The 20,319-nt window shown below is 54.1% G+C and carries 22 protein-coding genes, 1 rRNA gene and 1 other annotated feature; of the genes, 9 read left to right on the top strand and 14 right to left on the bottom strand.

Going from position 1 to position 20,319, the window contains the following annotated elements:
- The 4 genes from AC0TN7_RS15405 to rluD all read right to left on the bottom strand — a co-directional run.
- Positions 1 to 71, bottom strand: a 16S ribosomal RNA gene (locus AC0TN7_RS15405); the annotation flags it as partial.
- A gap of 428 nt (positions 72 to 499) precedes the next feature.
- The gene (clpB, locus tag AC0TN7_RS15400; RefSeq protein ID WP_032646889.1) at positions 500 to 3,073 is read right to left on the bottom strand and encodes an ATP-dependent chaperone ClpB; all 2,574 of its coding nucleotides are present in this window, start codon (positions 3,071 to 3,073) and stop codon (positions 500 to 502) included.
- 129 nt (positions 3,074 to 3,202) lie between these two features.
- On the bottom strand, positions 3,203 to 3,934 hold the full coding sequence (yfiH, locus tag AC0TN7_RS15395) for a purine nucleoside phosphorylase YfiH (protein WP_090418264.1): 732 nt from the start codon (positions 3,932 to 3,934) through the stop codon (positions 3,203 to 3,205).
- On the bottom strand, positions 3,931 to 4,911 hold the full coding sequence (gene rluD / locus AC0TN7_RS15390; protein ID WP_023308866.1) for a 23S rRNA pseudouridine(1911/1915/1917) synthase RluD: 981 nt from the start codon (positions 4,909 to 4,911) through the stop codon (positions 3,931 to 3,933). The genes yfiH and rluD overlap by 4 nt, the downstream gene beginning before the upstream one ends.
- 131 nt (positions 4,912 to 5,042) lie before the next feature.
- On the opposite strand from rluD, the gene bamD reads away from it, so the two are divergent.
- From bamD to pheA, 4 genes are all read left to right on the top strand, one after another.
- Complete coding sequence (gene bamD / locus AC0TN7_RS15385; RefSeq protein WP_023308867.1) at positions 5,043 to 5,780, top strand: outer membrane protein assembly factor BamD; 738 nt, start codon at positions 5,043 to 5,045, stop codon at positions 5,778 to 5,780.
- Positions 5,781 to 6,048: 268 nt separating this feature from the next.
- A complete protein-coding gene (gene raiA, locus AC0TN7_RS15380; protein WP_003863162.1) occupies positions 6,049 to 6,390 on the top strand; it encodes a ribosome-associated translation inhibitor RaiA in 342 nt (113 codons plus the stop codon).
- 110 nt (positions 6,391 to 6,500) lie between these two features.
- Positions 6,501 to 6,626: a sequence feature (Phe leader region), on the top strand.
- Positions 6,502 to 6,549, top strand: coding sequence for a pheA operon leader peptide PheL (gene pheL, locus AC0TN7_RS15375; RefSeq protein WP_100249759.1), 48 nt, complete (start codon positions 6,502 to 6,504; stop codon positions 6,547 to 6,549). Its footprint overlaps the feature before it by 48 nt.
- Before the next feature lie 30 nt (positions 6,627 to 6,656).
- Entirely contained in the window at positions 6,657 to 7,817 is a 1,161-nt protein-coding gene (pheA, locus tag AC0TN7_RS15370; protein WP_061714606.1) for a bifunctional chorismate mutase/prephenate dehydratase, read from the top strand.
- Here the strand turns inward: pheA and AC0TN7_RS15365 are convergent.
- Genes AC0TN7_RS15365 through aroF form a run of 3 tightly spaced genes read right to left on the bottom strand, consistent with a single transcriptional unit; the run spans position 7,814 to position 10,950 of the window.
- On the bottom strand, positions 7,814 to 8,686 hold the full coding sequence (locus AC0TN7_RS15365) for an SMP-30/gluconolactonase/LRE family protein (protein WP_473702255.1): 873 nt from the start codon (positions 8,684 to 8,686) through the stop codon (positions 7,814 to 7,816). The genes pheA and AC0TN7_RS15365 overlap by 4 nt on opposite strands.
- Before the next feature lie 60 nt (positions 8,687 to 8,746).
- Positions 8,747 to 9,868: a bifunctional chorismate mutase/prephenate dehydrogenase gene (gene tyrA, locus AC0TN7_RS15360; RefSeq protein ID WP_473702254.1), complete on the bottom strand. Its 1,122-nt coding sequence runs from the start codon at positions 9,866 to 9,868 to the stop codon at positions 8,747 to 8,749.
- A gap of 11 nt (positions 9,869 to 9,879) precedes the next feature.
- Positions 9,880 to 10,950 carry a 3-deoxy-7-phosphoheptulonate synthase AroF gene (aroF, locus tag AC0TN7_RS15355; RefSeq protein ID WP_024908343.1) on the bottom strand — a complete coding sequence of 357 codons (1,071 nt, stop codon included), beginning with the start codon at positions 10,948 to 10,950 and terminating at the stop codon, positions 9,880 to 9,882.
- A 214-nt stretch (positions 10,951 to 11,164) separates the two neighbouring features.
- Between aroF and AC0TN7_RS15350 the strand changes: the two genes are divergently transcribed.
- From AC0TN7_RS15350 to AC0TN7_RS15335, 4 genes are all read left to right on the top strand, one after another.
- Positions 11,165 to 11,539 carry a DUF2799 domain-containing protein gene (locus AC0TN7_RS15350; protein ID WP_024908342.1) on the top strand — a complete coding sequence of 125 codons (375 nt, stop codon included), beginning with the start codon at positions 11,165 to 11,167 and terminating at the stop codon, positions 11,537 to 11,539.
- Positions 11,540 to 11,677: 138 nt separating this feature from the next.
- A complete protein-coding gene (gene yfiR / locus AC0TN7_RS15345) occupies positions 11,678 to 12,229 on the top strand; it encodes a regulatory sequestration protein YfiR (RefSeq protein WP_193745674.1) in 552 nt (183 codons plus the stop codon).
- The gene (dgcN, locus tag AC0TN7_RS15340) at positions 12,222 to 13,442 is read left to right on the top strand and encodes a diguanylate cyclase DgcN/YfiN (RefSeq protein WP_024908340.1); all 1,221 of its coding nucleotides are present in this window, start codon (positions 12,222 to 12,224) and stop codon (positions 13,440 to 13,442) included. The genes yfiR and dgcN overlap by 8 nt, the downstream gene beginning before the upstream one ends.
- A 12-nt stretch (positions 13,443 to 13,454) precedes the next feature.
- The gene (locus tag AC0TN7_RS15335; RefSeq protein ID WP_024908339.1) at positions 13,455 to 13,940 is read left to right on the top strand and encodes an OmpA family protein; all 486 of its coding nucleotides are present in this window, start codon (positions 13,455 to 13,457) and stop codon (positions 13,938 to 13,940) included.
- Positions 13,941 to 13,942: 2 nt separating this feature from the next.
- Here AC0TN7_RS15335 and AC0TN7_RS15330 read toward each other — a convergent pair whose 3' ends face one another.
- The 7 genes from AC0TN7_RS15330 to ffh all read right to left on the bottom strand — a co-directional run bounded on the left by AC0TN7_RS15330 (position 13,943) and on the right by ffh (position 19,361).
- A complete protein-coding gene (locus tag AC0TN7_RS15330; RefSeq protein WP_473702253.1) occupies positions 13,943 to 15,313 on the bottom strand; it encodes a PepSY-associated TM helix domain-containing protein in 1,371 nt (456 codons plus the stop codon).
- 39 nt (positions 15,314 to 15,352) lie between these two features.
- Positions 15,353 to 15,757 (bottom strand): DUF2946 domain-containing protein, encoded by a 405-nt coding sequence (locus tag AC0TN7_RS15325; protein WP_024908337.1) that lies wholly within the window; start codon positions 15,755 to 15,757, stop codon positions 15,353 to 15,355.
- Positions 15,758 to 15,889: 132 nt separating this feature from the next.
- Complete coding sequence (rplS, locus tag AC0TN7_RS15320; RefSeq protein WP_002914145.1) at positions 15,890 to 16,237, bottom strand: 50S ribosomal protein L19; 348 nt, start codon at positions 16,235 to 16,237, stop codon at positions 15,890 to 15,892.
- Positions 16,238 to 16,280: 43 nt separating this feature from the next.
- Positions 16,281 to 17,048, bottom strand: coding sequence for a tRNA (guanosine(37)-N1)-methyltransferase TrmD (gene trmD / locus AC0TN7_RS15315; protein WP_014832949.1), 768 nt, complete (start codon positions 17,046 to 17,048; stop codon positions 16,281 to 16,283).
- 31 nt (positions 17,049 to 17,079) lie between these two features.
- The gene (gene rimM, locus AC0TN7_RS15310; RefSeq protein ID WP_032645319.1) at positions 17,080 to 17,619 is read right to left on the bottom strand and encodes a ribosome maturation factor RimM; all 540 of its coding nucleotides are present in this window, start codon (positions 17,617 to 17,619) and stop codon (positions 17,080 to 17,082) included.
- A 15-nt stretch (positions 17,620 to 17,634) separates the two neighbouring features.
- Positions 17,635 to 17,883, bottom strand: a complete 249-nt coding sequence (gene rpsP / locus AC0TN7_RS15305; protein ID WP_003863133.1) for a 30S ribosomal protein S16 — start codon at positions 17,881 to 17,883, stop codon at positions 17,635 to 17,637.
- 116 nt (positions 17,884 to 17,999) lie between these two features.
- Complete coding sequence (ffh, locus tag AC0TN7_RS15300) at positions 18,000 to 19,361, bottom strand: signal recognition particle protein (protein ID WP_014884878.1); 1,362 nt, start codon at positions 19,359 to 19,361, stop codon at positions 18,000 to 18,002.
- A gap of 166 nt (positions 19,362 to 19,527) precedes the next feature.
- Here ffh and AC0TN7_RS15295 point away from each other — a divergent pair, with 166 nt between their 5' ends.
- The gene (locus AC0TN7_RS15295; protein ID WP_032623031.1) at positions 19,528 to 20,319 is read left to right on the top strand and encodes a cytochrome C assembly family protein; all 792 of its coding nucleotides are present in this window, start codon (positions 19,528 to 19,530) and stop codon (positions 20,317 to 20,319) included.

Here is a 20,319-nt window from a genome sequence, read left to right as displayed (position 1 = left end):
TACCGCTCGACTTGCATGTGTTAGGCCTGCCGCCAGCGTTCAATCTGAGCCATGATCAAACTCTTCAATTTAAGTTTGATGCTCGTGAATTAAACTTCGTAATGAATTACGTATGTTCACTCAGAGACTTGGTATTCATTTTTCGTCCGAGGACGTTAAGAATCCATGTCACTTTGAGTGCCCACACAGATTGTCTGATAAATTGTTAAAGAGCAGTGCCGCTTCGCTTTTCGCTGCGGCGCGGGGTGTGCATATTACGCTTTCCCGCTTCAGAGTCAAGCGTTTATTTTTGCTTTTCTCTGCTGACCCGGCGGCGTGTGTGCCGTTGTTCCGTGTCAGTGGAGGCGCATTATAGGGAGTAATTCTGAACCTGCAAGGATAAAGTGAAATTTATTTACTGACTGCTCACTTTCCAGGCAAAACCGACTCCAGACCTCAATTTTCGCCTGGTTTTTAAACAAAAACGAGCCGCAAGCGGCTCGTTTTTGCGTTTTGTGACTTACTGCACTGCCACAATGCGATCGTCGTTGGCTTCCAGACGAATAACTTTGCCTGGAATCAACTCTCCGGAGAGGATCTGCTGCGCCAGTGGGTTTTCGATCTGCTGCTGGATAGCACGTTTCAATGGACGCGCACCGTAAACCGGATCGTAACCATTCTCGCTCAGCAGCTTCAGCGCCTCGTCGGAGATGTGAATTTCATACCCACGCTCTTCCAGACGTTTGTACAGACGCTGCAGCTGGATCTGCGCAATCGACGCAATGTGTTTCTCACCCAGAGGATGGAATACCACCACTTCATCAATACGGTTGATGAACTCAGGACGGAAGTTATGGCTCACCACACCGAGCACCAGATCCTTCATATGGCTGTAGTCAAGTTCACCGAAACGTTCCTGAATCAAATCGGAACCCAGGTTCGAGGTCATGATGACAACCGTATTACGGAAGTCGACCGTTCTCCCCTGCCCGTCGGTCAGACGACCATCGTCCAGCACCTGCAACAGGATGTTGAACACATCCGGGTGTGCTTTTTCCACTTCATCCAGCAGGATGACGGAATAAGGACGACGGCGAACCGCTTCCGTCAGGTAACCGCCTTCTTCATAACCGACATATCCCGGAGGCGCACCGACCAGACGCGAGACGGAGTGTTTCTCCATAAACTCGGACATGTCGATACGCACCATCGCATCGTCGCTATCGAACATAAAGTTAGCCAGCGCTTTACACAGCTCGGTTTTACCGACACCGGTCGGCCCCAGGAACAGGAACGAACCGATAGGACGATTAGGATCGGAAAGCCCCGCACGGCTACGGCGAATAGCGTTCGATACCGCCTCAACCGCTTCGTTTTGACCAATCACACGATTGTGGAGATCGTTCTCCATGCGCAGCAGTTTTTCACGCTCGCCTTCCAGCATGCGCGCCACCGGAATACCGGTCCAGCGAGCAAGCACTTCCGCGATTTCTGCATCCGTCACCTTATTACGTAACAGACGCATCGTTTTCCCTTCTGACTGCGTCGCTATCTCAAGCTGTTTTTCCAGCTCAGGAATTTTGCCGTACTGCAGTTCAGACATCCGCGCCAAATCGCCGACACGGCGAGCCTGCTCAATGGCAATTTTTGCCTGTTCGAGTTCAGCTTTGATGGTCTGCGTGCCAGAAAGGGATGCTTTCTCGGCTTTCCACTCTTCTTCCAGCTCAGAATACTGGCGCTCTTTATCGTCCAGTTCTTCATTGAGCATATCGAGGCGTTTCTTACTGGCTTCATCAGACTCTTTCTTCAGCGCCTGCTGTTCCAGCTTGAGCTGAATGATGCGTCGGTCAAGCCGGTCCAGCTCTTCCGGCTTCGAGTCAATTTGCATACGAATGCTCGACGCCGCTTCATCAATCAGGTCGATCGCTTTATCCGGCAGCTGACGGTCAGCAATATAACGATGCGAAAGCGTCGCCGCCGCAACGATGGCCGGGTCAGTGATCTGCACGTGGTGGTGCAGTTCATAGCGCTCTTTCAGACCACGCAGGATCGCGATGGTATCTTCAACGCTTGGTTCAGCAACAAACACTTTCTGGAAACGACGCTCAAGAGCAGCATCTTTCTCAATGTACTGACGATACTCATCCAGCGTAGTGGCACCGACGCAGTGAAGCTCACCGCGCGCCAGCGCAGGTTTCAGCATATTCCCGGCATCCATCGCGCCGTCTGCTTTGCCCGCGCCGACCATGGTGTGCAGTTCATCGATAAACAGAATGACGTTGCCTTCCTGCTTCGCCAGGTCGTTAAGCACGCCTTTCAGGCGCTCTTCGAACTCGCCGCGGTATTTCGCACCGGCCACCAGCGCGCCCATGTCCAGCGCCAGCACGCGGCGGCCCTTCAGGCCTTCCGGCACTTCACCGTTGACGATACGCTGCGCCAGCCCTTCAACAATGGCGGTTTTACCGACACCCGGTTCACCAATCAGCACCGGGTTGTTCTTGGTACGACGCTGCAGTACCTGAATGGTACGGCGGATTTCTTCATCACGGCCGATAACCGGGTCAAGTTTGCCCTGTTCAGCACGCTCGGTCAGATCGACCGTAAATTTCTTCAAAGCCTGACGTTGGTCTTCGGCTCCCTGATCGTTCACGCTTTCACCTCCGCGCATTTTCTCAATCGCCTGAGTCACATTGGCGGTGGTCGCACCGGCAGATTTCAGCAGGTCGGTCAAGGTACCGCGTGATTCAAGCGCCGCCAGAACAAATAGCTCTGACGAAATAAAGTTGTCCCCACGTTTTTGCGCCAGCTTGTCGCAAAGGTTCAGCACGCGCACCAGATCCTGCGACGGCTGAACGTCGCCGCCGGTCCCTTCGACCTGCGGCAAACGGCTCAGCGCCTGATCGATAGCGGTGCGTAACTGGCCAGCATTAATGCCAGCGGACGTTAATAAAGGACGTACCGATCCCCCTTCCTGATTCAGCAAGGCGCTCATTAAATGAAGAGGTTCGATAAATTGGTTGTCGTGCCCCAGTGCGAGGGACTGGGCATCGGCGAGAGCAAGCTGGAATTTATTAGTAAGACGATCCAGACGCATAACTCCTCCCATAACAGGTCAAATTTGCTACTGGAGATTAAATGAGGTCATCCCTCAATTATTCAAGGTTAATGACCTGAATTATGTGAAAAGAAAACGGCACGTACCGGATCGTCTTGATTCTTTAGGTTATATCAGCCAAATAAAACTTGCCATACGACCAGTGGTCTTGTCGCGGCGATAAGAGAAAAAATCACCCTTTTCGGTGAATGTGCAGCGATCGCCGCCGGAGATCTGCGTTACGCCCACGTTATTCAAACGCTGACGCGCAAGCTGGTAAATATCGGCCAGATATTTATCTCCAGAAGGCAGGAAGGCGTCCACCGCTTGCGGATCTTTATCCATAAAGGCGTCGCGGACCTCTGGGCCCACTTCAAAAGCGCGAGGACCAATGGCCGGGCCAAGCCAGGCCATAATATTGGCGGGCTCATCCTTAAAACAGGCGACGGTTTCTTCCAGCACGCCTTCACACAGTCCACGCCAGCCCGCGTGTGCTGCAGCCACCTCGGTACCTGCACGGTTGCAGAACAGCACTGGCAGACAATCGGCGGTCATTACGGCACAAACGGTTCCCGGAGTATTGCTGTAAGAGGCATCAGCGCGTTTAGAAGCATAGGGTTCTCCCGTCAACTTCAGCACCGCCTTGCCGTGAACCTGTTCCAGCCAGACTGGCTTCGACGGCAAGTTCCCCGCAGCAAACAGACGCCTGCGGTTCTCTTCAACGTGTTCCAGGTTGTCACCACAGTGCGCACCGAGGTTCAATGACTCCCACGCGCCCTGGCTAACACCGCCAGTGCGGGTTGAACTGCAGGCAGCCACGCCAGCAGGCAATGGCCACTCCGGGACAATCAGTTTGGTCATAACCAGTCCACTTGATCCTTATGTTCTTCGAAATCAGCACGCATGGCGTCAATAAGATCCACCATATCCTGAGGGATAGGCGCATGCCACTCCATCTGAATGCCGGTGATAGGATGGTAAAGACGCAGCATCGTCGCGTGCAGCGCCTGACGATCGAATTTACGCAATACGCTGATGAACTCATCCGATGCGCCTTTAGGCGGACGCGGACGGCCACCGTAGACCTGATCGCCCACCAGCGGATGGGTAATGTGGGCCATATGCACACGGATCTGGTGAGTACGCCCGGTTTCCAGACGCAGACGCAGGCGCGTATGAATACGGAAGTGTTCCATAATGCGATAGTGCGTCACCGCCGGTTTACCCATCGGATGCACCGACATATGGGTACGCTTGGTTGGGTGACGGCTGATAGGCTCCTCCACCGTTCCGCCAGAGGTCATATGCCCAATGGCTACCGCTTCATACTCACGGGTGATTTCGCGCAGCTGCAGCGACTCCACCAGACGTGTCTGAGCAGGAACGGTCTTCGCCACCACCATCAAACCCGTGGTGTCTTTATCCAGACGGTGCACGATGCCCGCGCGCGGGACATCCGCGATCGGTGGATAGTAATGGAGAAGTGCGTTAAGTACCGTACCGTCAGGGTTCCCCGCGCCCGGATGAACAACCAGGTCGCGCGGCTTGTTGATCACCAGAATGTCATCATCTTCATAGACGATGTCCAGTGGGATATCCTGCGGCTCGAAGCGGATTTCCTCTTCGATTTCAGCATTGATGGCGACAGCTTCCCCACCTAACACTTTCTCTTTTGGTTTGTCCCAGATCTTGCCGTTTACCAGCACGCGCTGGTCAAGGATCCATTCTTTTATGCGTGAACGCGAATAATCAGGGAACAATTCGGCCAAAGCCTGATCTAAGCGTTGACCGAGCTGATTTTCGGAGACTGTTGCGGTGAGTTCTACTCGTTGTGCCATAAACTGCTTCTTCGTTTAACGTTGGGTTTTACGGCTTTGCCGTTTAATATAGTGTGCTATTGTAGCTGGTCTTAATCGGGAGCAGGAACAGAGTTTCTCCCGGACAAACATTTGAGGAAAGTCAAAACGTCATGACGCGCATGAAATATCTGGTGGCAGCGGCCACGTTGAGCCTGGCTTTGGTGGGCTGCTCCGGTTCAAATGAACAGGTCCCTGACAATCCGCCGAATGAAATCTATGCGACTGCACAACAAAAGTTGCAGGACGGTAACTGGAAACAGGCGATAACGCAACTGGAAGCGTTGGATAATCGCTATCCATTTGGTCCGTATTCGCAGCAGGTACAGTTAGATCTCATCTACGCATACTATAAAAATGCCGATCTGCCGCTGGCTCAGGCAACCATCGATCGTTTCATGCGTCTGAACCCGACTCATCCTAACATCGACTACGTGATGTACATGCGCGGTCTTACCAACATGGCGCTGGACGACAGTGCGCTGCAGGGCTTCTTCGGCGTGGATCGTTCCGACCGTGACCCGCAGCATGCGCGTGATGCCTTCAATGACTTCTCCAAACTGGTGCGCGGCTATCCGAACAGTCAGTACGTGACCGACGCCACCAAGCGTCTGGTGTTCCTGAAAGATCGTCTGGCGAAATATGAATACTCCGTGGCGGAATACTATACCCGCCGTGGCGCATGGGTTGCCGTGGTTAACCGCGTAGAAGGTATGCTGCGTGATTACCCGGATACTCAGGCAACGCGTGACGGCCTGAAGCTGATGGAAAATGCTTACCGTCAGATGCAGATGACCGCTCAGGCTGAAAAAGTGGCGAAAATCATCGCCGCGAACAGCAGCAACACCTGATTTTGCCTCAATGCAAAACGGCAGCCTTCGGGCTGCCGTTTTTTTATTCGTTTCTGAGCGTCGCTGAAGCGCGCTAGCCTCAACACATCCTGTCAACTATGGCCCCAATTTATGCCTTCTACAAGGTAAATCTCACCTCTTCCTGCCCTGCCTCACAAAAAAGATTCCCTGACAAAAACCGACAAAATAACGTGATCTAAATCACACATTTTGACATTAGGTCGGGTATGCTGGAATCACCAAGACGGAAAGACAAGAGGTAAAATTTATGACAATGAACATTACCAGTAAACAAATGGAAATTACTCCGGCAATTCGCCAGCACGTCGCAGACCGTCTCGCCAAACTGGATAAATGGCAAACACATTTGATTAATCCACATATCATCCTGTCCAAGGAGCCGCAGGGTTTCATCGCTGACGCAACTATCAATACTCCAAACGGCCATCTGGTCGCCAGCGCAAAACACGAGGATATGTACACCGCTATTAACGATTTGATCAACAAGCTGGAACGGCAGCTCAATAAAGTGCAACACAAAGGTGAAGCCCGTCGCGCCGCAACATCGGTGAAAGACGCCAGCTTCGCGGAAGAAGTTGAAGAAGAGTAATCCTTTAAATTGAGTGTACCGCCAACGCGCCTTCGGGCGCGTTTTTTGTTTTTTATTGACAGGGTGAAAACAGTACGGGTACTTTAACGGTATCACTCACAGGATGACTTTATGAAACTTACGCCGTTCTTCTTCGCATTCTTTTTTACCTTCCCCTGAACGGGAGGCGTTTCGTCGTGTGATAAAGAATGCGAAGACGAACAACAAGGCCTCCCACACCGGGGGGCCTTTTTTATTGATAACGATAAAATGAGACAGGCAACACTATGACACCGGAAAACCCGTTACTGGATCTGCGCGTAAAAATCAGCGCGCTGGATGAGAAACTGCTGGCGCTGCTGGCCGAACGCCGCGCCCTTGCCGTTGAAGTGGGCAAAGCCAAGCTGGACTCCCATCGTCCGGTCCGTGATATCGACCGCGAGCGGGATCTGCTGGAACGTCTCATTCAGCTCGGCAAAGCGCATCACCTCGATGCCCACTACATTACCCGGTTGTTCCAGCTCATCATCGAAGATTCCGTTCTCACCCAGCAAGCGCTACTCCAGCAGCATCTCAATAAAACCAATCCGCATTCTGCGCGTATCGCCTTCCTCGGGCCCAAGGGCTCTTATTCTCACCTGGCCGCACGTCAGTATGCCGCACGCCATTTCGAAGAATTTATTGAAAGCGGCTGCGCGAAGTTTGCCGACATTTTTAACCAGGTCGAAACCGGTCAGGCGGATTACGCCGTGGTGCCGATTGAGAACACCAGCTCCGGTGCCATCAACGACGTCTACGACTTGCTGCAGCACACCAGCCTGTCGCTAGTCGGCGAGCTGACGATCCCTATCGATCACTGCGTGCTGGTCTCCGGCTCAACGGACCTGAACACGATCGAAACGGTCTACAGCCACCCGCAGCCGTTCCAGCAGTGCAGCCAGTTCCTGAACCGCTATCCGAACTGGAAAATTGAGTACACCGAGAGCACCTCGGCGGCGATGGAAAAAGTGGCGCAGGCGAACTCCCCCACCGTCGCGGCGCTCGGCAGCGAAGCGGGCGGCGCGCTGTATGGTTTACAGGTGCTGGAACGCAACCTGGCAAACCAGACACAAAACATTACCCGCTTCGTGGTGCTGGCCCGCAAGGCAATCAATGTGTCTGACCAGGTACCGGCTAAAACCACGCTGCTGATGGCCACCGGCCAGCAGGCCGGTGCGCTGGTTGAAGCCCTGCTGGTGCTGCGTAATCACAACCTGATCATGACGAAGCTGGAATCACGTCCGATCCACGGTAACCCGTGGGAAGAGATGTTCTACCTCGATATCCAGGCCAACCTCGAGTCTGCTTCCATGCAGAAAGCCCTGCGCGAGCTGGGCGAGATCACACGTTCCATGAAGGTGCTGGGCTGCTACCCGAGCGAAAACGTCGTCCCGGTCGATCCGAGCTAACGTTCGATAAAGCGGCTTTTCTTCATCCCTGCCACGTTAACCGGCAGGGTGAAGATGGCGCCGGAGAGCGGATACTTCGCCACCTCTTCTGCATCCATATTTTCCCGCGTGGTGGTAATAAACAGCGTTTTCATGTCATCGCCGCCAAAGCAGACCATCGTCGGGCAACGTACCGGCATGCGGTATTCTTCCAGTTGCTCCCCTTGCGGTGAAAAACGCGCAATCCGCCAGCCGTCAAACAGCGCGCTCCAGTAGCAGCCTTCCACGTCCATCGCCGCGCCGTCCGGAATCCCTTCACCCTCTTTAAACTGACGAAACACCTCGCGCCTGCCGGGTTCTCCCTGCTCATCAAGCGGGGTACGGTAGATCACACCGTTTGGCGTGTCTGAGGTAAACATCCACTGCTTATCCGGGCTAAACGCTAAGCCATTGTGACCGTGAATATCGCACTGGATCACCTTCGGCGTCAGGTCGTTGTCGGTGCGCATCAGCAGGGCGCCGTTGTAATCTCCCGGTCCCCAGAACGTGCCCGCATAGAACCGGCCCTGATGGTCGGTGCCCCCATCGTTAAAACGCGCCAGCTGCGGATTAGAGGGGTTATCGCACACCTTGCGCTGCAGAAGGCCATGCTTATCGGCAAGCCAGATGCCATTGCGCATGGCGACGATAAACCCGCCGCGCTCGCGCAGCGCGAAACAGCCCACCTCCTCGTGGAAAGAAAGTACGGTGTGTTCCGCCGTCGGCAGATGGTAGCGGTGGATCTCCCCTTCCAGAATATCGGCCCAGTAGAGCGCGTGCTCTTCTGCGCTCCACGTCGGGCATTCAGGCAGATGCCCGGTGTAATTCAACAGCAGCTGCGGTTCGGCCATGACAGTTCCCCAAAATGAAAAAAGCCAGCATTGCTGGCTTTCAGTATATACATCATCGCATTACTGGCGACTGTCATTTGCCTGGCGCAACAGCGTCCGGCTCTCACTCTGGAAACGCTGCGCGTAATCGCCAAACCAGTGCTCGACCTTGCGGAAGCTGTCGATAAACGCCTGCTTGTCTCCGTGCTCCAGCAGCGTAATGGCTTCCCCAAAGCGCTGATAGTAGCGCTTGATCAGCGCCAGGTTGTTCTCGGAGGACATAATAATGTCCGCGTAAAGCTGCGGATCCTGCGCGAACAGGCGGCCGACCATCGCCAGCTCCAGACGATAGATCGGTGAAGAGAGTGCCAGCAGCTGTTCAAGCTGCACGTTCTCTTCCGCCAGATGCAGGCCGTAGGCAAACGTCGCAAAGTGGCGCAGCGCCTGAATGAACGCCATGTTCTGATCGTGCTCGACCGCGCTCATGCGGTGCAGTCGCGCACCCCATACCTGAATCTGCTCCAGGAACCACTGATAGGCTTCCGGCTGACGACCATCGCAGTAAACCACCACCTGCTTAGCCAGGCTGCCGCTGTCCGGGCCAAACATTGGGTGCAGGCCCAGCACCGGGCCGGTATGTGCAGCCAGCATGGCCTGTAGCGGACCATTTTTGACAGAGGCCAGATCCACCAGGATGCAATCTTTCGGCAAAGGAGGCAGCTTTTCGATGATCTGCTCCGTCACGTGGATCGGCACGCTGACGATAACCATCCCGGCATCTTTCATGAGTTCCGGTGCCTGCGCCCAGTCCTCTTTTTCCAGAATGCGCACCTGATAGCCAGACAGCGTCAGCATTTTTTCAAACAGACGCCCCATCTGCCCTGCACCGCCGACAATCACCACCGGACGCAGGGACGGGCAGAGAGTTTTAAAGCCCTTGTCGTTTTCGCTGGAATAGGACTCCCGCATCACGCGACGCAGAACATCTTCAATCAAATCCGGAGAAACGCCCAGCGCCTGCGCCTCTTTGCGACGGGAGGCCAGCATGGAGGCCTCGCGCTCCGGGACGTAAATCGGCAGGCCGTATTTGCTTTTCACCTCACCCACTTCGGCAACCAGCGCCATACGGCGCGCCAGCAGATCCAGCAGCGCCTTATCAACTTCATCAATTTGATCGCGCAGTGCGGTCAATTCAGCAACCATAACTAAACCTCTTAAGCCAGACGCGTCGCCAGCTGGCCGTTCAAATCTTTGTGGATCTCACGCAGCAGCGCATCGGTGGTCTCCCAACTGATGCAGGCATCCGTCACGGAGACGCCGTGCTTCATGGCACTGCGCGGTTGTTCAGATGACTGATTGCCTTCATGAATATTGCTCTCGATCATCAGACCGATAATCGAACGGTTACCATCTTTGATCTGTGCGACCACAGATTCCGCAACCGCTGGCTGGCGACGGTAATCTTTATTCGAATTACCATGACTGCAATCTACCATCAGTGCCGGGCGCAGTCCCGCCTGCTCCATCTCTTTTTCACACTGCGCCACGTCCGCCGGGCTGTAGTTCGGGGCTTTCCCGCCGCGCAGGATCACATGGCCATCCGGGTTGCCCTGCGTTTGCAGGAGGCAGACCTGGCCCGCCTGGTTGATACCGACAAAACGGTGCGGCATGGCGGCAGCACGCATAGCGTTGATCGCCGTCGCCAGGCTGCCATCGGTACCGTTTTTAAAGCCAACCGGCATCGACAGGCCCGACGCCATCTCGCGGTGGGTTTGCGATTCCGTGGTACGCGCACCAATCGCGGACCAGCTGAACAGATCGCCAAGGTACTGCGGGCTGTTCGGATCCAGCGCTTCGGTTGCCAGCGGCAGCCCCATGCTGACCAGCTCCACCAGCAGGCGACGCGCAATCTTCAGGCCTGCTTCCACATCAAACGAGCCATCCATGTGCGGATCGTTAATCAACCCTTTCCAGCCGACGGTAGTACGTGGCTTCTCAAAATAGACGCGCATCACCAGATAGAGGCTATCGCTGACCTCCTCCGCTAATGTTTTAAATCGACGAGCGTACTCAATGGCGGTTTCAGGATCGTGAATGGAGCAAGGACCGCATACCACCAGCAGGCGCGGATCGCGGCCGGCGATAATGTCAGAAATGGTCTGGCGAGAGTGCTCAATCTGAGCCTCCTGCGCGACGCTCAGCGGAAATTCTGCTTTCAGTTGATCCGGAGTAATTAAAACCTGTTCGTCAGTGATATGTACGTTGTTCAGCGCGTCTTTTTGCATGATGGCGATCCTGTAAAGCTCGTTTGCGATAGTTGTTTTCCTCGATGAGGTGAGACCACGATACCATAAAAAGTAAACATTTCAATCCAAAATACGTACAGATTAGTTTACAGAGACCAATTTATTGCAAAAATCAGCCGATAAAAACGTAAACTTTAAATTACAGACAGATTTTCTTTAGCCAGGCTATGCTGAAGAAAAAAGGAGAATGGCTATGCGTTCAATTGCTCTCGCGCTGTTGTCGCTGTTTTTAACGGGCTGTCAGATCAATCCTTACACCTTCCAGCCCGACTGGACCAGCCCATCCTGGTTTGATGCCGGTAAAGAAGACGCCATGAATGGCCTGCCGGTTAAAGATAACCAGGCCCTGGCCGATAGTTTTAACGACACGCACGTCGATCGTAGTGAATATCTTCGCGGCTATGCCGATGGTCAGAAGAAAGTCTGCGAAGAAGGATTTATTCATGCCTGGGGATTAGCAGGGAAATCTTTCCCTGCCAGCTGCGATACTGCCGAAAACGCGGCAACACTGCGTGCGTCATGGCAGAAAGGGATGGATGAAAGTATGCGCTCCAGCAGACTCAATTAAGTCTGTTTTTATCCACCGGAAAATACACAACAGTAGGATTTAGCTTAGGTTGGCCTGATGCTATTTCTGACATAATGACGGATCTGATAAACAATGGTATTCTGCCCGCAACTCTTAAGGACGTCTATTTCCGGAGCGATGTGGCGGATTCTGGTGAGAAATTCATTCTTGATCTCTTTTTTCCGACTCACTCTGGTGTTAATGCTGTTCCTTATGGTGGGCCCAACGACGGCAGGCGCACTTACGGAAACGGATAAATCGGTACGCTCAATTGTCTCAGGCATTGTGAGCTATACGCGATGGCCGTCACTTACCGGGCAACCTAAACTCTGCGTCTACGCCACTTCTCACTATACGCATGCCCTCAGCGGCGACGAAGGGCACAACGAGTTACCTTATACCCCCGTTATTGTACATAACGATCGGGAAGCCCTGGCCGCGACGTGCGATGCGATTTATTTCGGATCTGAATCACCGGCAAAACAACTTGAATTAATAAGTCAATATCAGGGCAGAGCGTTGCTATTAATCTCAGAGCAAAATCCGGAATGTGTAATTGGCAGTGCCTTTTGCCTGATGATCGATCGCGGCCAGGTACGGTTTTCCGTCAACCTGGATGCATTGACGCGCAGTGGCGTAAGAGTCAATCCGGATGTATTAATGCTGGCACGGAATAAGCAGCATGGATAAAGATTTCACTTCAACATCACGTCCTACGTTTAAAAGAACGTTGAGGCGAAACAGCATGATAAGCGTCATTATCACCATGACGTTAATATGGCTGTTGCTCTGTTTTGCCTCCGTCGTAACCTTAAAACAATACGCGCAAAAGAATCTCGAATTAACCGGCGCCACAATGAGCCACAGCCTGGAAGCCTCGCTGGTTTTCAACGACTCGCTGGCGGCCAGCGAAACGCTTGCCGCCCTGGGCAAACAGGGGCAGTTTGCCGTGGCCGAGGTGATTAACGCGCATAAAAAGCGGTTCGCCTATTGGTCCTGGAACCCGGAAGATAACAACGACACGCTTGGGGCACTGGTCAGCCGCTGGCTTTTCCCCGTACCGGTTGCGCAGCCCATCATGCATAACGGCTTAACGATCGGCGAAATCCGCCTTACCGCGCGTGACAGTCTGATCAGCCATTTCATCTGGATGTCGTTTGCCGTTCTGACCGGCTGCATTCTCTTTGCCGCCGTCGTCGCGTTCATCATTACCCAGTCTTTGCATCGTGGGATGGTTACGGCCCTGCAGAACATTACCGACGTCGTGCATGACGTACGCACGAACCGCAACTTCTCCCGCCGGGTGAAAGATGGCCGTATCGAAGAATTTCACCAGTTTGGCGAGGACTTCAACAGTCTTCTGGATGAAATGGAAGAGTGGCAGCTCAAGCTGCAGGCGAAAAACGCCCAGCTGTTGCGTACCGCCATGCACGACCCGCTTACCGGTCTTGCCAACCGTGCGGCATTTCGTAACAGCATTGCAGCCTTAATGAACGACCCTTCAGCCAAAACAAACTCGGCCCTGCTCTTCCTCGACGGTGATAATTTTAAGTTTATTAACGACACCTGGGGACACGCGGCAGGAGACTGCGTGCTGATTGAAGTCGCCAGCAGGATGATGGAGTTTGGCGACAAACGTCACCAGGCATACCGGCTTGGCGGTGACGAATTCGCCATGGTGCTGTACGGCGTGCACTCTGAGCTTGAGGTTCAACACATTTGTGCTGCGCTTTCGCAGCAATTTATCCGTCCGTTTGATCTTCATAACGGACAAAAAGCATCGATGTCACTCAGCATTGGCTTTGCTCTGGCGTGGGAAAATGCTTCCGTGGAAGCATTACTGGAGAGGGCTGACCGCAACATGTACCAGGTTAAAAACCAGCGTACGAAAACAATAAGTTAGAAAGGAAATTCTATGTTAAAACGTTACTTCGCGCCGATAGTACTGGCCTCACTGATTCTGGCAGGCTGTCAGTCGCCGCCGGAAGGCAAATTCACTCCTGAGCAAATTGCGGCGATGAAGTCTTACGGTTTTAACGAACTGAACGGTGACTGGTCGCTTGGCATATCGGACACCATCCTGTTTGATAAAAATGACGCCAGGCTGCGCCCGGAAAGTGAAACACAGATCCAGTCCATGGCCTCTCGCCTGGCGGAAACCGGGCTGAACCACGCGCGAATGGACGGTCACACGGATAACTACGGGGAAGAAAGCTACAACGAAGCGCTGTCGTTAAAACGCGCCAATGCGGTGGCCGAAGCCTGGGCTAAGGGTGCAAATATCCCGCGCAGCAATCTCACCACGCGGGGATTAGGTCAAAAATACCCGGTTGCGAGCAACAGTACCCCACAAGGGCGCGCTGAAAACCGCCGCGTCGCAGTGGTTATCAGCACGCCATAGGGTTATTTAGCGGATGATTCGGCGAGCGTCACCCTGGTTGCCGCTCGCCAGCGCAGCCAGTCCACCAGAACAAACAGCGCCAGACTCGCGCCCATGATCGGCAGGGCCAACCCCAACAGTACGCTGGTTACCACCGTAACGCCTCTTCCCCATCCTGACAGCGCCAGCCAGCTCTGACAAAGCGTCAGTACCGGACTCACTGCCGATTGCGCCGGGCGACGCATCCACCACATCCGGTATCCCCAGATAATGAGCACGCACAGGGCGAGGCCGAACGCCACAAGCAGCAGCTGATTTGCCAGGCCGAATAAGATCCCCATATGAAAATCCACGCCCCAGCGGGTCAGTTTTGCCATTAGCGGGAAATCCTCGAATCGGGTTCTGTCCAGAACCTGCATCGTCGAAGGATCAACCGCAACGGCATCGACCTGGGTCGGCCAGCTGCGATCGATTTCCGTCACGGTCCAGGCACGATCCCTCGTTTTCGCCGGGCGGATCTCCAGCCTGTTGGCATCAATCCCCGCTTTACGCGCCGCGCTTAGCACTTTGTCAAACTGCGTAAAATCCATCGCCATTTCCGGCATCATCATCCCACCGTGATGACCGCGATGTTCGGCATGTTCATCCATAACCTCATGTTGGCCGGATAGCGTCATGTTCACCTGCGGGGTGAGCCAGTTCATCTCTGCCCGCAGCTTATCCACGTTCCCGCCAGCCCACTGGGACCAGGTCAGGCCGGTTGCGGAGAACAGCAGCATTCCACCCAGCAGAACCCAGCCCAGCGTCACGTGCACCCGACGCCGGTTCTGGAAGCGATTGTTGATCCGCCGTTTGGGTCGGGTATAAAACCACAGGGCAACACCGCCCAGCGCGGCAACCCACATCCACGAGGCCGCAAGCTCGCTGTAAAGGCGCCCAATGTCGCCCAGCAGCAGAGAGGTATGCAGGTAATCAATGGTCTGACGCAGGGGTAAAATCCCGCTGGTGCCGTATACCGTCAGATCTCCCAGCACCGCCAGGCTCACCGGATCGATAAAGATAGCCCGGTTCTCCGATGGCCCAAGTTTCGGGTCAGCGAACATCACGCGGGTGGTTTCGCCCTCAACCAGCCCCGGACGCACGGCGTGCAAACGTAAATCTGATCCAACGGTTTTTTCCGCCGCGGCGATTTGTTCTGCCAGAGGCTGCGGCTCGCCCACGGAATCCGCGTGGAGCGCGTGCCGGTAGAGTGCGTTTTCCAGCTGCGGGGTCGCCACATATAGCGTCCCGGTCAGCGCGGCGAAGAAGATAAACGGGCCGACAAACAGCCCGACGTAGAAATGGAGGCGACGCAGCAGGTTTCCCCATGCCGCGCGCGGAGTGCAGGTAGTCATACTTTTCCTTTTTAAGGCAAAAAGTTATCGATTTTGTTTTTAAAGGGAAAAAGCAGACTGTCGCGGCGGCGCGCGGGTATCAGGGTAAAGCCAGGGGAAGAAGTGCCAGTGGTTGACCGCCTGACGCGGCGGCTTAACGCGAAGCCTCTGCAGCACCACGCTGAGCAGGATGATGAGCGCCAGCATCACGCCAGGGACATGCGCTAACAGCACGCAGTAGCCGCACGCTTCAGCATGGTCGACAGGCATCGTGTGCGGCATATCGCCGTGATGCTCGTCCATCGACATCATGCTCATGTCATGATGCATGCCCGGCATGGCGCTCATGGGATCTTTCTGCAACGAGACGGAGATAAGCGGTGCTACCACGATCAGCAGGATCGCGAACAGCGCGGTCAATGCCGCTGCGCGTTTCCGGTCAGGCTGATGCAGTACGTTATCCACTTCCCCTCCATTCAAGAGGCAAGCATTGTAAATGATTTATGACAAAAGGGTTAACGCGAGAGGTGCGATGGGATAAAAAAAGGGCCAGCCTTTCGGCCAGCCCTTTCTAACAGGATGTCGCTTAAGCGAATCTTAGTTCAGACGCTCTTTAATACGAGCAGACTTACCAGTACGCTCACGCAGGTAGTACAGTTTAGCTTTACGTACAGCACCACGACGTTTAACAGCAATGCTGTCAACTACCGGAGAGTGAGTCTGGAAGACACGCTCAACGCCTTCGCCGTTGGAAATTTTACGAACAGTGAATGCAGAGTGCAGACCGCGGTTACGAATAGCGATAACCACGCCCTCGAATGCCTGCAGACGTTTTTTGGAACCTTCAACAACCCATACTTTCACTTCCACGGTGTCACCTGGACGGAAGGAAGGTACGTCCTGCTTCATCTGCTCTTGTTCAAGTTGCTTAATAATGTTGCTCATAATTTAATCTCTTATCCTGGGTAAACTGATATTCGGGAGCGTATTACGCATTCCCATCATGTTCATGCTGCTGGTGCGCGTGTTCAGTTTTGAACTCGGCCAGCAACTTTGCTTGCTCTTCAGTCAGAGCCAGGTTTTCCAGAAGTTCAGGTCTTCTAAGCCAGGTTCGGCCCAGCGACTGCTTCAAACGCCAGCGACGTATCTCGGCATGGTTTCCAGACAGTAACACCGCCGGTACTTCCATCCCTTCTAACACTTCAGGACGAGTATAGTGTGGGCAGTCCAGCAACCCGTCAGCAAAGGAATCTTCCGTTGCCGAAGCTTCATGGCCCAGAACCCCCGGAATGAACCGGGCGACGGAGTCAATCAGCGTCATTGCCGGTAACTCACCACCGCTGAGAACGTAATCGCCGATAGACCATTCTTCGTCAATCTCGGTTTGGATTACGCGCTCATCTATCCCTTCGTAGCGCCCACAGACCAGAATCAGCTTTTGATTCGTCGCCAGTTCGCTCACGCCCGCTTGATCAAGCTTGCGTCCTTGAGGTGACAGATAAATCACCTTTGCGCCTTCACCTGCCGCGGCTTTTGCTGTGTGAATGGCGTCCCGTAAGGGTTGCACCATCATTAGCATCCCCGGTCCGCCGCCGTAAGGACGATCGTCCACGGTACGGTGCCGGTCATGAGTAAAGTCACGAGGACTCCAGCTCTGGATGCTCAGCAGGCCATTCTTTACTGCCCGGCCAGTTACCCCGTAATCGGTAATCGCGCGGAACATTTCAGGAAACAGGCTAATTATGCCAATCCACATAGCGCCGTCTTTTACCGTTTATCCGGAGAATTTAAAAACCAGGATCCCAATCTACTTCAATGGTTTGAGTAGTGAGATCGACTTTCTTGATAACCTGTCCATCGAGGAACGGGACCAACCGCTCCTTGATGCCAAATGCATCTTTCAGGTTTGCCTTAATGACGAGAACGTCATTCGACCCGGTTTCCATCATATCGATGACTTTCCCCAGGCTGTAGCCTTCGGTAGTGACTACCTGGCAACCCATAAGGTCTTTCCAGTAGTAGTCGCCCTCTTCCAGCTGTGGCAACTGCGACGAATCCACGACAATTTCACAATTAGTCAGCGCATTCGCGGCATCACGATCGTCAACGCCTTTCAGCTTGATGATGATGTCCTGATTGTGGTGACGCCAGCTTTCCAGCTCGACCTCTTCCCACTTACCGCCTTTCTGGATAAACCAGGGCTGGTAATCAAAAATGCTATCAGCGTCTTCAGTGGAGGAAAACACTCTGAGCCAACCACGGATACCGTAGCAAGAACCCATTTTTCCCAATACGATCGGTTCAACAGGTACTTTATTGCTCATCATGACCACCGTGACAGATTAAGCTGCTTTGTTTGCTGCTTTGATCAGCGTAGCAACGCGATCGGAAACAGTAGCGCCCTGGCCAACCCAGTGAGCGATACGATCCAGATCCAGACGAGTTTCTTCTTCTGCGCCAGCGGCCAGTGGGTTGAAGAAACCAACGCGCTCGATGAAGCGACCGTTGCGTGCATTACGGCTGTCAGTCACAACAACCTGGTAGAACGGACGCTTTTTAGCGCCGTGACGTGCTAAACGAATAGTTACCATAACATCCTCTTGTGTGAATAAAACAACCGGGCCCCATCGAGGAACGGAGCCCGGGTGTCATATTAAAAGCCCGAAAATTTTACTCATTTTCGGGCAAAAAGCAATCTCAAAAGCGATTAACGCCCTGGAAAACCGGGAGGCATCATCCCTTTCATGCCGCGCATCATCTTCGCCATGCCGCCTTTCTTCATTTTCTTCATCATGCGCTGCATGTCGTCGAACTGTTTCAGAAGGCGGTTAACGTCCTGCACCTGCATGCCGCAACCGGCTGCGATACGGCGTTTACGGGAACCTTTGATGATATCCGGGTTTGCGCGTTCTTTGAGGGTCATCGAGTTGATGATCGCCTCCATACGCACCAGCACCTTGTCATCCATCTGCGCTTTCACGTTGTCAGGGATCTGGCCCATGCCCGGCAGTTTGCCCATCAGGCTGGCCATGCCGCCCATGTTTTTCATCTGACGCAGCTGCTCAAGGAAGTCGGTGAGATCGAAACCGTCACCTTTTTTCAGCTTGCTGGCCAGCTTCTCGGCCTGCGCGCGGTCAACCTTGCTCTCGATATCTTCGATCAGCGACAGCACGTCGCCCATGCCGAGAATACGGGAGGCAATACGGTCCGGGTGGAACGGCTCCAGCGCTTCGGTTTTCTCGCCCACGCCGAGGAATTTAATCGGCTTACCGGTGATGTGACGAATAGAGAGCGCCGCACCGCCGCGGGCGTCACCGTCCACTTTGGTCAGCACCACGCCGGTTAACGGCAGCGCTTCGTTAAACGCTTTCGCGGTATTCGCCGCATCCTGACCGGTCATGGCGTCGACAACGAACAGGGTCTCTACCGGGTTGATAGAGGCATGCACCTGCTTGATCTCGTCCATCATCGCTTCGTCGACGTGCAGACGACCGGCGGTATCCACCAGCAGCACGTCATAGAATTTCAGCTTCGCCTCTTTCAGCGCGGCGTTAACGATGTCGACAGGCTTCTGCGCCACGTCGGACGGGAAGAAATCCACGCCAACCTGCTCTGCCAGGGTTTCCAGCTGTTTGATCGCCGCCGGGCGATAGACGTCCGCAGAGACCACCAGCACTTTCTTCTTGTGCTTTTCACGCAGGAACTTACCCAGCTTACCGACGCTGGTGGTTTTACCCGCACCCTGCAGGCCCGCCATCAGCACCACGGCCGGTGGCTGAGCCGCCAGGTTAAGCACCTGGTTCTCTTCGCCCATCGCCGAAACCAGTTCATTACGAACGATTTTGACGAACTCCTGACCCGGGGTCAGACTCTTGTTAACTTCATGACCAACCGCCTTCTCTTTTACGCGGTTGATAAAATCACGAACAACCGGCAACGCGACGTCTGCTTCCAGCAGCGCCATGCGCACTTCGCGCAGCGTTTCCTTGATGTTCTCTTCAGTAAGGCGTCCGCGGCCGCTGATGTTGCGCAGCGTGCGCGACAAACGATCGGTTAAATTATCAAACATTGTCTCTCGCCTGAGTAGAAACGTTGGGCCGCCATGGGCGACACATACACAGAATTTTGCCGGAGTATAACATGAAGGCGCCTTTGTTGTTATGCAACGGTTGGAGCAGGCGTCACGTAACGTTATACTGCTTCTCTTTCTTATTAAGACAACTGTCGATGCCTATATGCCTGTTTTCGCACTGATCGCCCTTGTTGCCTACTCTGTCAGCCTCGCGCTGATTATTCCCGGACTGCTGCAAAAAAACAGCGGCTGGCGGCGCATGGCTATTCTCTCGGCGGTGATCGCACTGATTAGCCACGCCTTTGCGCTGGAATCACGCATCATTCCCGGCGACGGCAGCGTGCAAAACCTGAGCGTCCTCAACGTCGGCTCGCTGGTCAGCCTGATGATCTGTACGGTGATGACCATCGTCGCGTCTAAAAATCGCGGCTGGCTGCTGCTGCCGATTGTCTACACCTTCGCGCTGATCAATCTGGCCCTCGCCACCTTTATGCCTAATGAGTTTATTACGCATCTGGAGGCTACCCCGGGGATGCTGGTGCATATCGGCCTGTCGCTCTTTGCCTACGCGACGCTGATCATCGCCGCGCTTTACGCCATGCAGCTCGCCTGGATTGACTATCAGCTGAAAAACAAAAAGCTGGCGTTTAATCATGAGATGCCGCCGCTGATGGTCATTGAGCGCAAGATGTTCCACATCACCCAGGTGGGCGTGGTGCTGCTGACGCTGACGCTCTGCACGGGCCTGTTTTACATGAAGAACCTGTTCAGCGTGGAGAATATCGATAAAGCGGTGCTCTCCATCATCGCGTGGTTTGTCTATATTGTCCTGTTATGGGGCCATTATCATGAAGGCTGGCGCGGTCGTCGCGTGGTCTGGTTCAACGTCGCGGGTGCGGGCATTCTCACCCTTGCCTATTTTGGCAGCCGCTTCATACAGCAATTTGCTGGCTAA

This window comes from Enterobacter sp. PL_is511, from assembly GCF_055816065.1.
Note: the sequence above shows the minus strand (reverse complement) of the source record. Positions and strands in the feature narration are given on the sequence as shown.

What these genes read in the sequence shown, in the direction of transcription:
- aroF (WP_024908343.1), bottom strand. Translation starts at nt 10,950, where the DNA reads ATGCAAAAAGACGCGCTGAACAACGTACATATCACTGACGAACAGGTT.
- pheA (WP_061714606.1), top strand. Translation starts at nt 6,657, where the DNA reads ATGACACCGGAAAACCCGTTACTGGATCTGCGCGTAAAAATCAGCGCG.
- rluD (WP_023308866.1), bottom strand. Translation starts at nt 4,911, where the DNA reads ATGGCACAACGAGTAGAACTCACCGCAACAGTCTCCGAAAATCAGCTC.
- yfiR (WP_193745674.1), top strand. Translation starts at nt 11,678, where the DNA reads ATGTGGCGGATTCTGGTGAGAAATTCATTCTTGATCTCTTTTTTCCGA.
- AC0TN7_RS15350 (WP_024908342.1), top strand. Translation starts at nt 11,165, where the DNA reads ATGCGTTCAATTGCTCTCGCGCTGTTGTCGCTGTTTTTAACGGGCTGT.
- tyrA (WP_473702254.1), bottom strand. Translation starts at nt 9,868, where the DNA reads ATGGTTGCTGAATTGACCGCACTGCGCGATCAAATTGATGAAGTTGAT.
- ffh (WP_014884878.1), bottom strand. Translation starts at nt 19,361, where the DNA reads ATGTTTGATAATTTAACCGATCGTTTGTCGCGCACGCTGCGCAACATC.
- clpB (WP_032646889.1), bottom strand. Translation starts at nt 3,073, where the DNA reads ATGCGTCTGGATCGTCTTACTAATAAATTCCAGCTTGCTCTCGCCGAT.
- AC0TN7_RS15330 (WP_473702253.1), bottom strand. Translation starts at nt 15,313, where the DNA reads ATGACTACCTGCACTCCGCGCGCGGCATGGGGAAACCTGCTGCGTCGC.
- AC0TN7_RS15365 (WP_473702255.1), bottom strand. Translation starts at nt 8,686, where the DNA reads ATGGCCGAACCGCAGCTGCTGTTGAATTACACCGGGCATCTGCCTGAA.
- yfiH (WP_090418264.1), bottom strand. Translation starts at nt 3,934, where the DNA reads ATGACCAAACTGATTGTCCCGGAGTGGCCATTGCCTGCTGGCGTGGCT.
- AC0TN7_RS15335 (WP_024908339.1), top strand. Translation starts at nt 13,455, where the DNA reads ATGTTAAAACGTTACTTCGCGCCGATAGTACTGGCCTCACTGATTCTG.
- trmD (WP_014832949.1), bottom strand. Translation starts at nt 17,048, where the DNA reads ATGTGGATTGGCATAATTAGCCTGTTTCCTGAAATGTTCCGCGCGATT.
- AC0TN7_RS15295 (WP_032623031.1), top strand. Translation starts at nt 19,528, where the DNA reads ATGCCTGTTTTCGCACTGATCGCCCTTGTTGCCTACTCTGTCAGCCTC.
- bamD (WP_023308867.1), top strand. Translation starts at nt 5,043, where the DNA reads ATGACGCGCATGAAATATCTGGTGGCAGCGGCCACGTTGAGCCTGGCT.
- rimM (WP_032645319.1), bottom strand. Translation starts at nt 17,619, where the DNA reads ATGATGAGCAATAAAGTACCTGTTGAACCGATCGTATTGGGAAAAATG.
- rpsP (WP_003863133.1), bottom strand. Translation starts at nt 17,883, where the DNA reads ATGGTAACTATTCGTTTAGCACGTCACGGCGCTAAAAAGCGTCCGTTC.
- dgcN (WP_024908340.1), top strand. Translation starts at nt 12,222, where the DNA reads ATGGATAAAGATTTCACTTCAACATCACGTCCTACGTTTAAAAGAACG.
- rplS (WP_002914145.1), bottom strand. Translation starts at nt 16,237, where the DNA reads ATGAGCAACATTATTAAGCAACTTGAACAAGAGCAGATGAAGCAGGAC.
- raiA (WP_003863162.1), top strand. Translation starts at nt 6,049, where the DNA reads ATGACAATGAACATTACCAGTAAACAAATGGAAATTACTCCGGCAATT.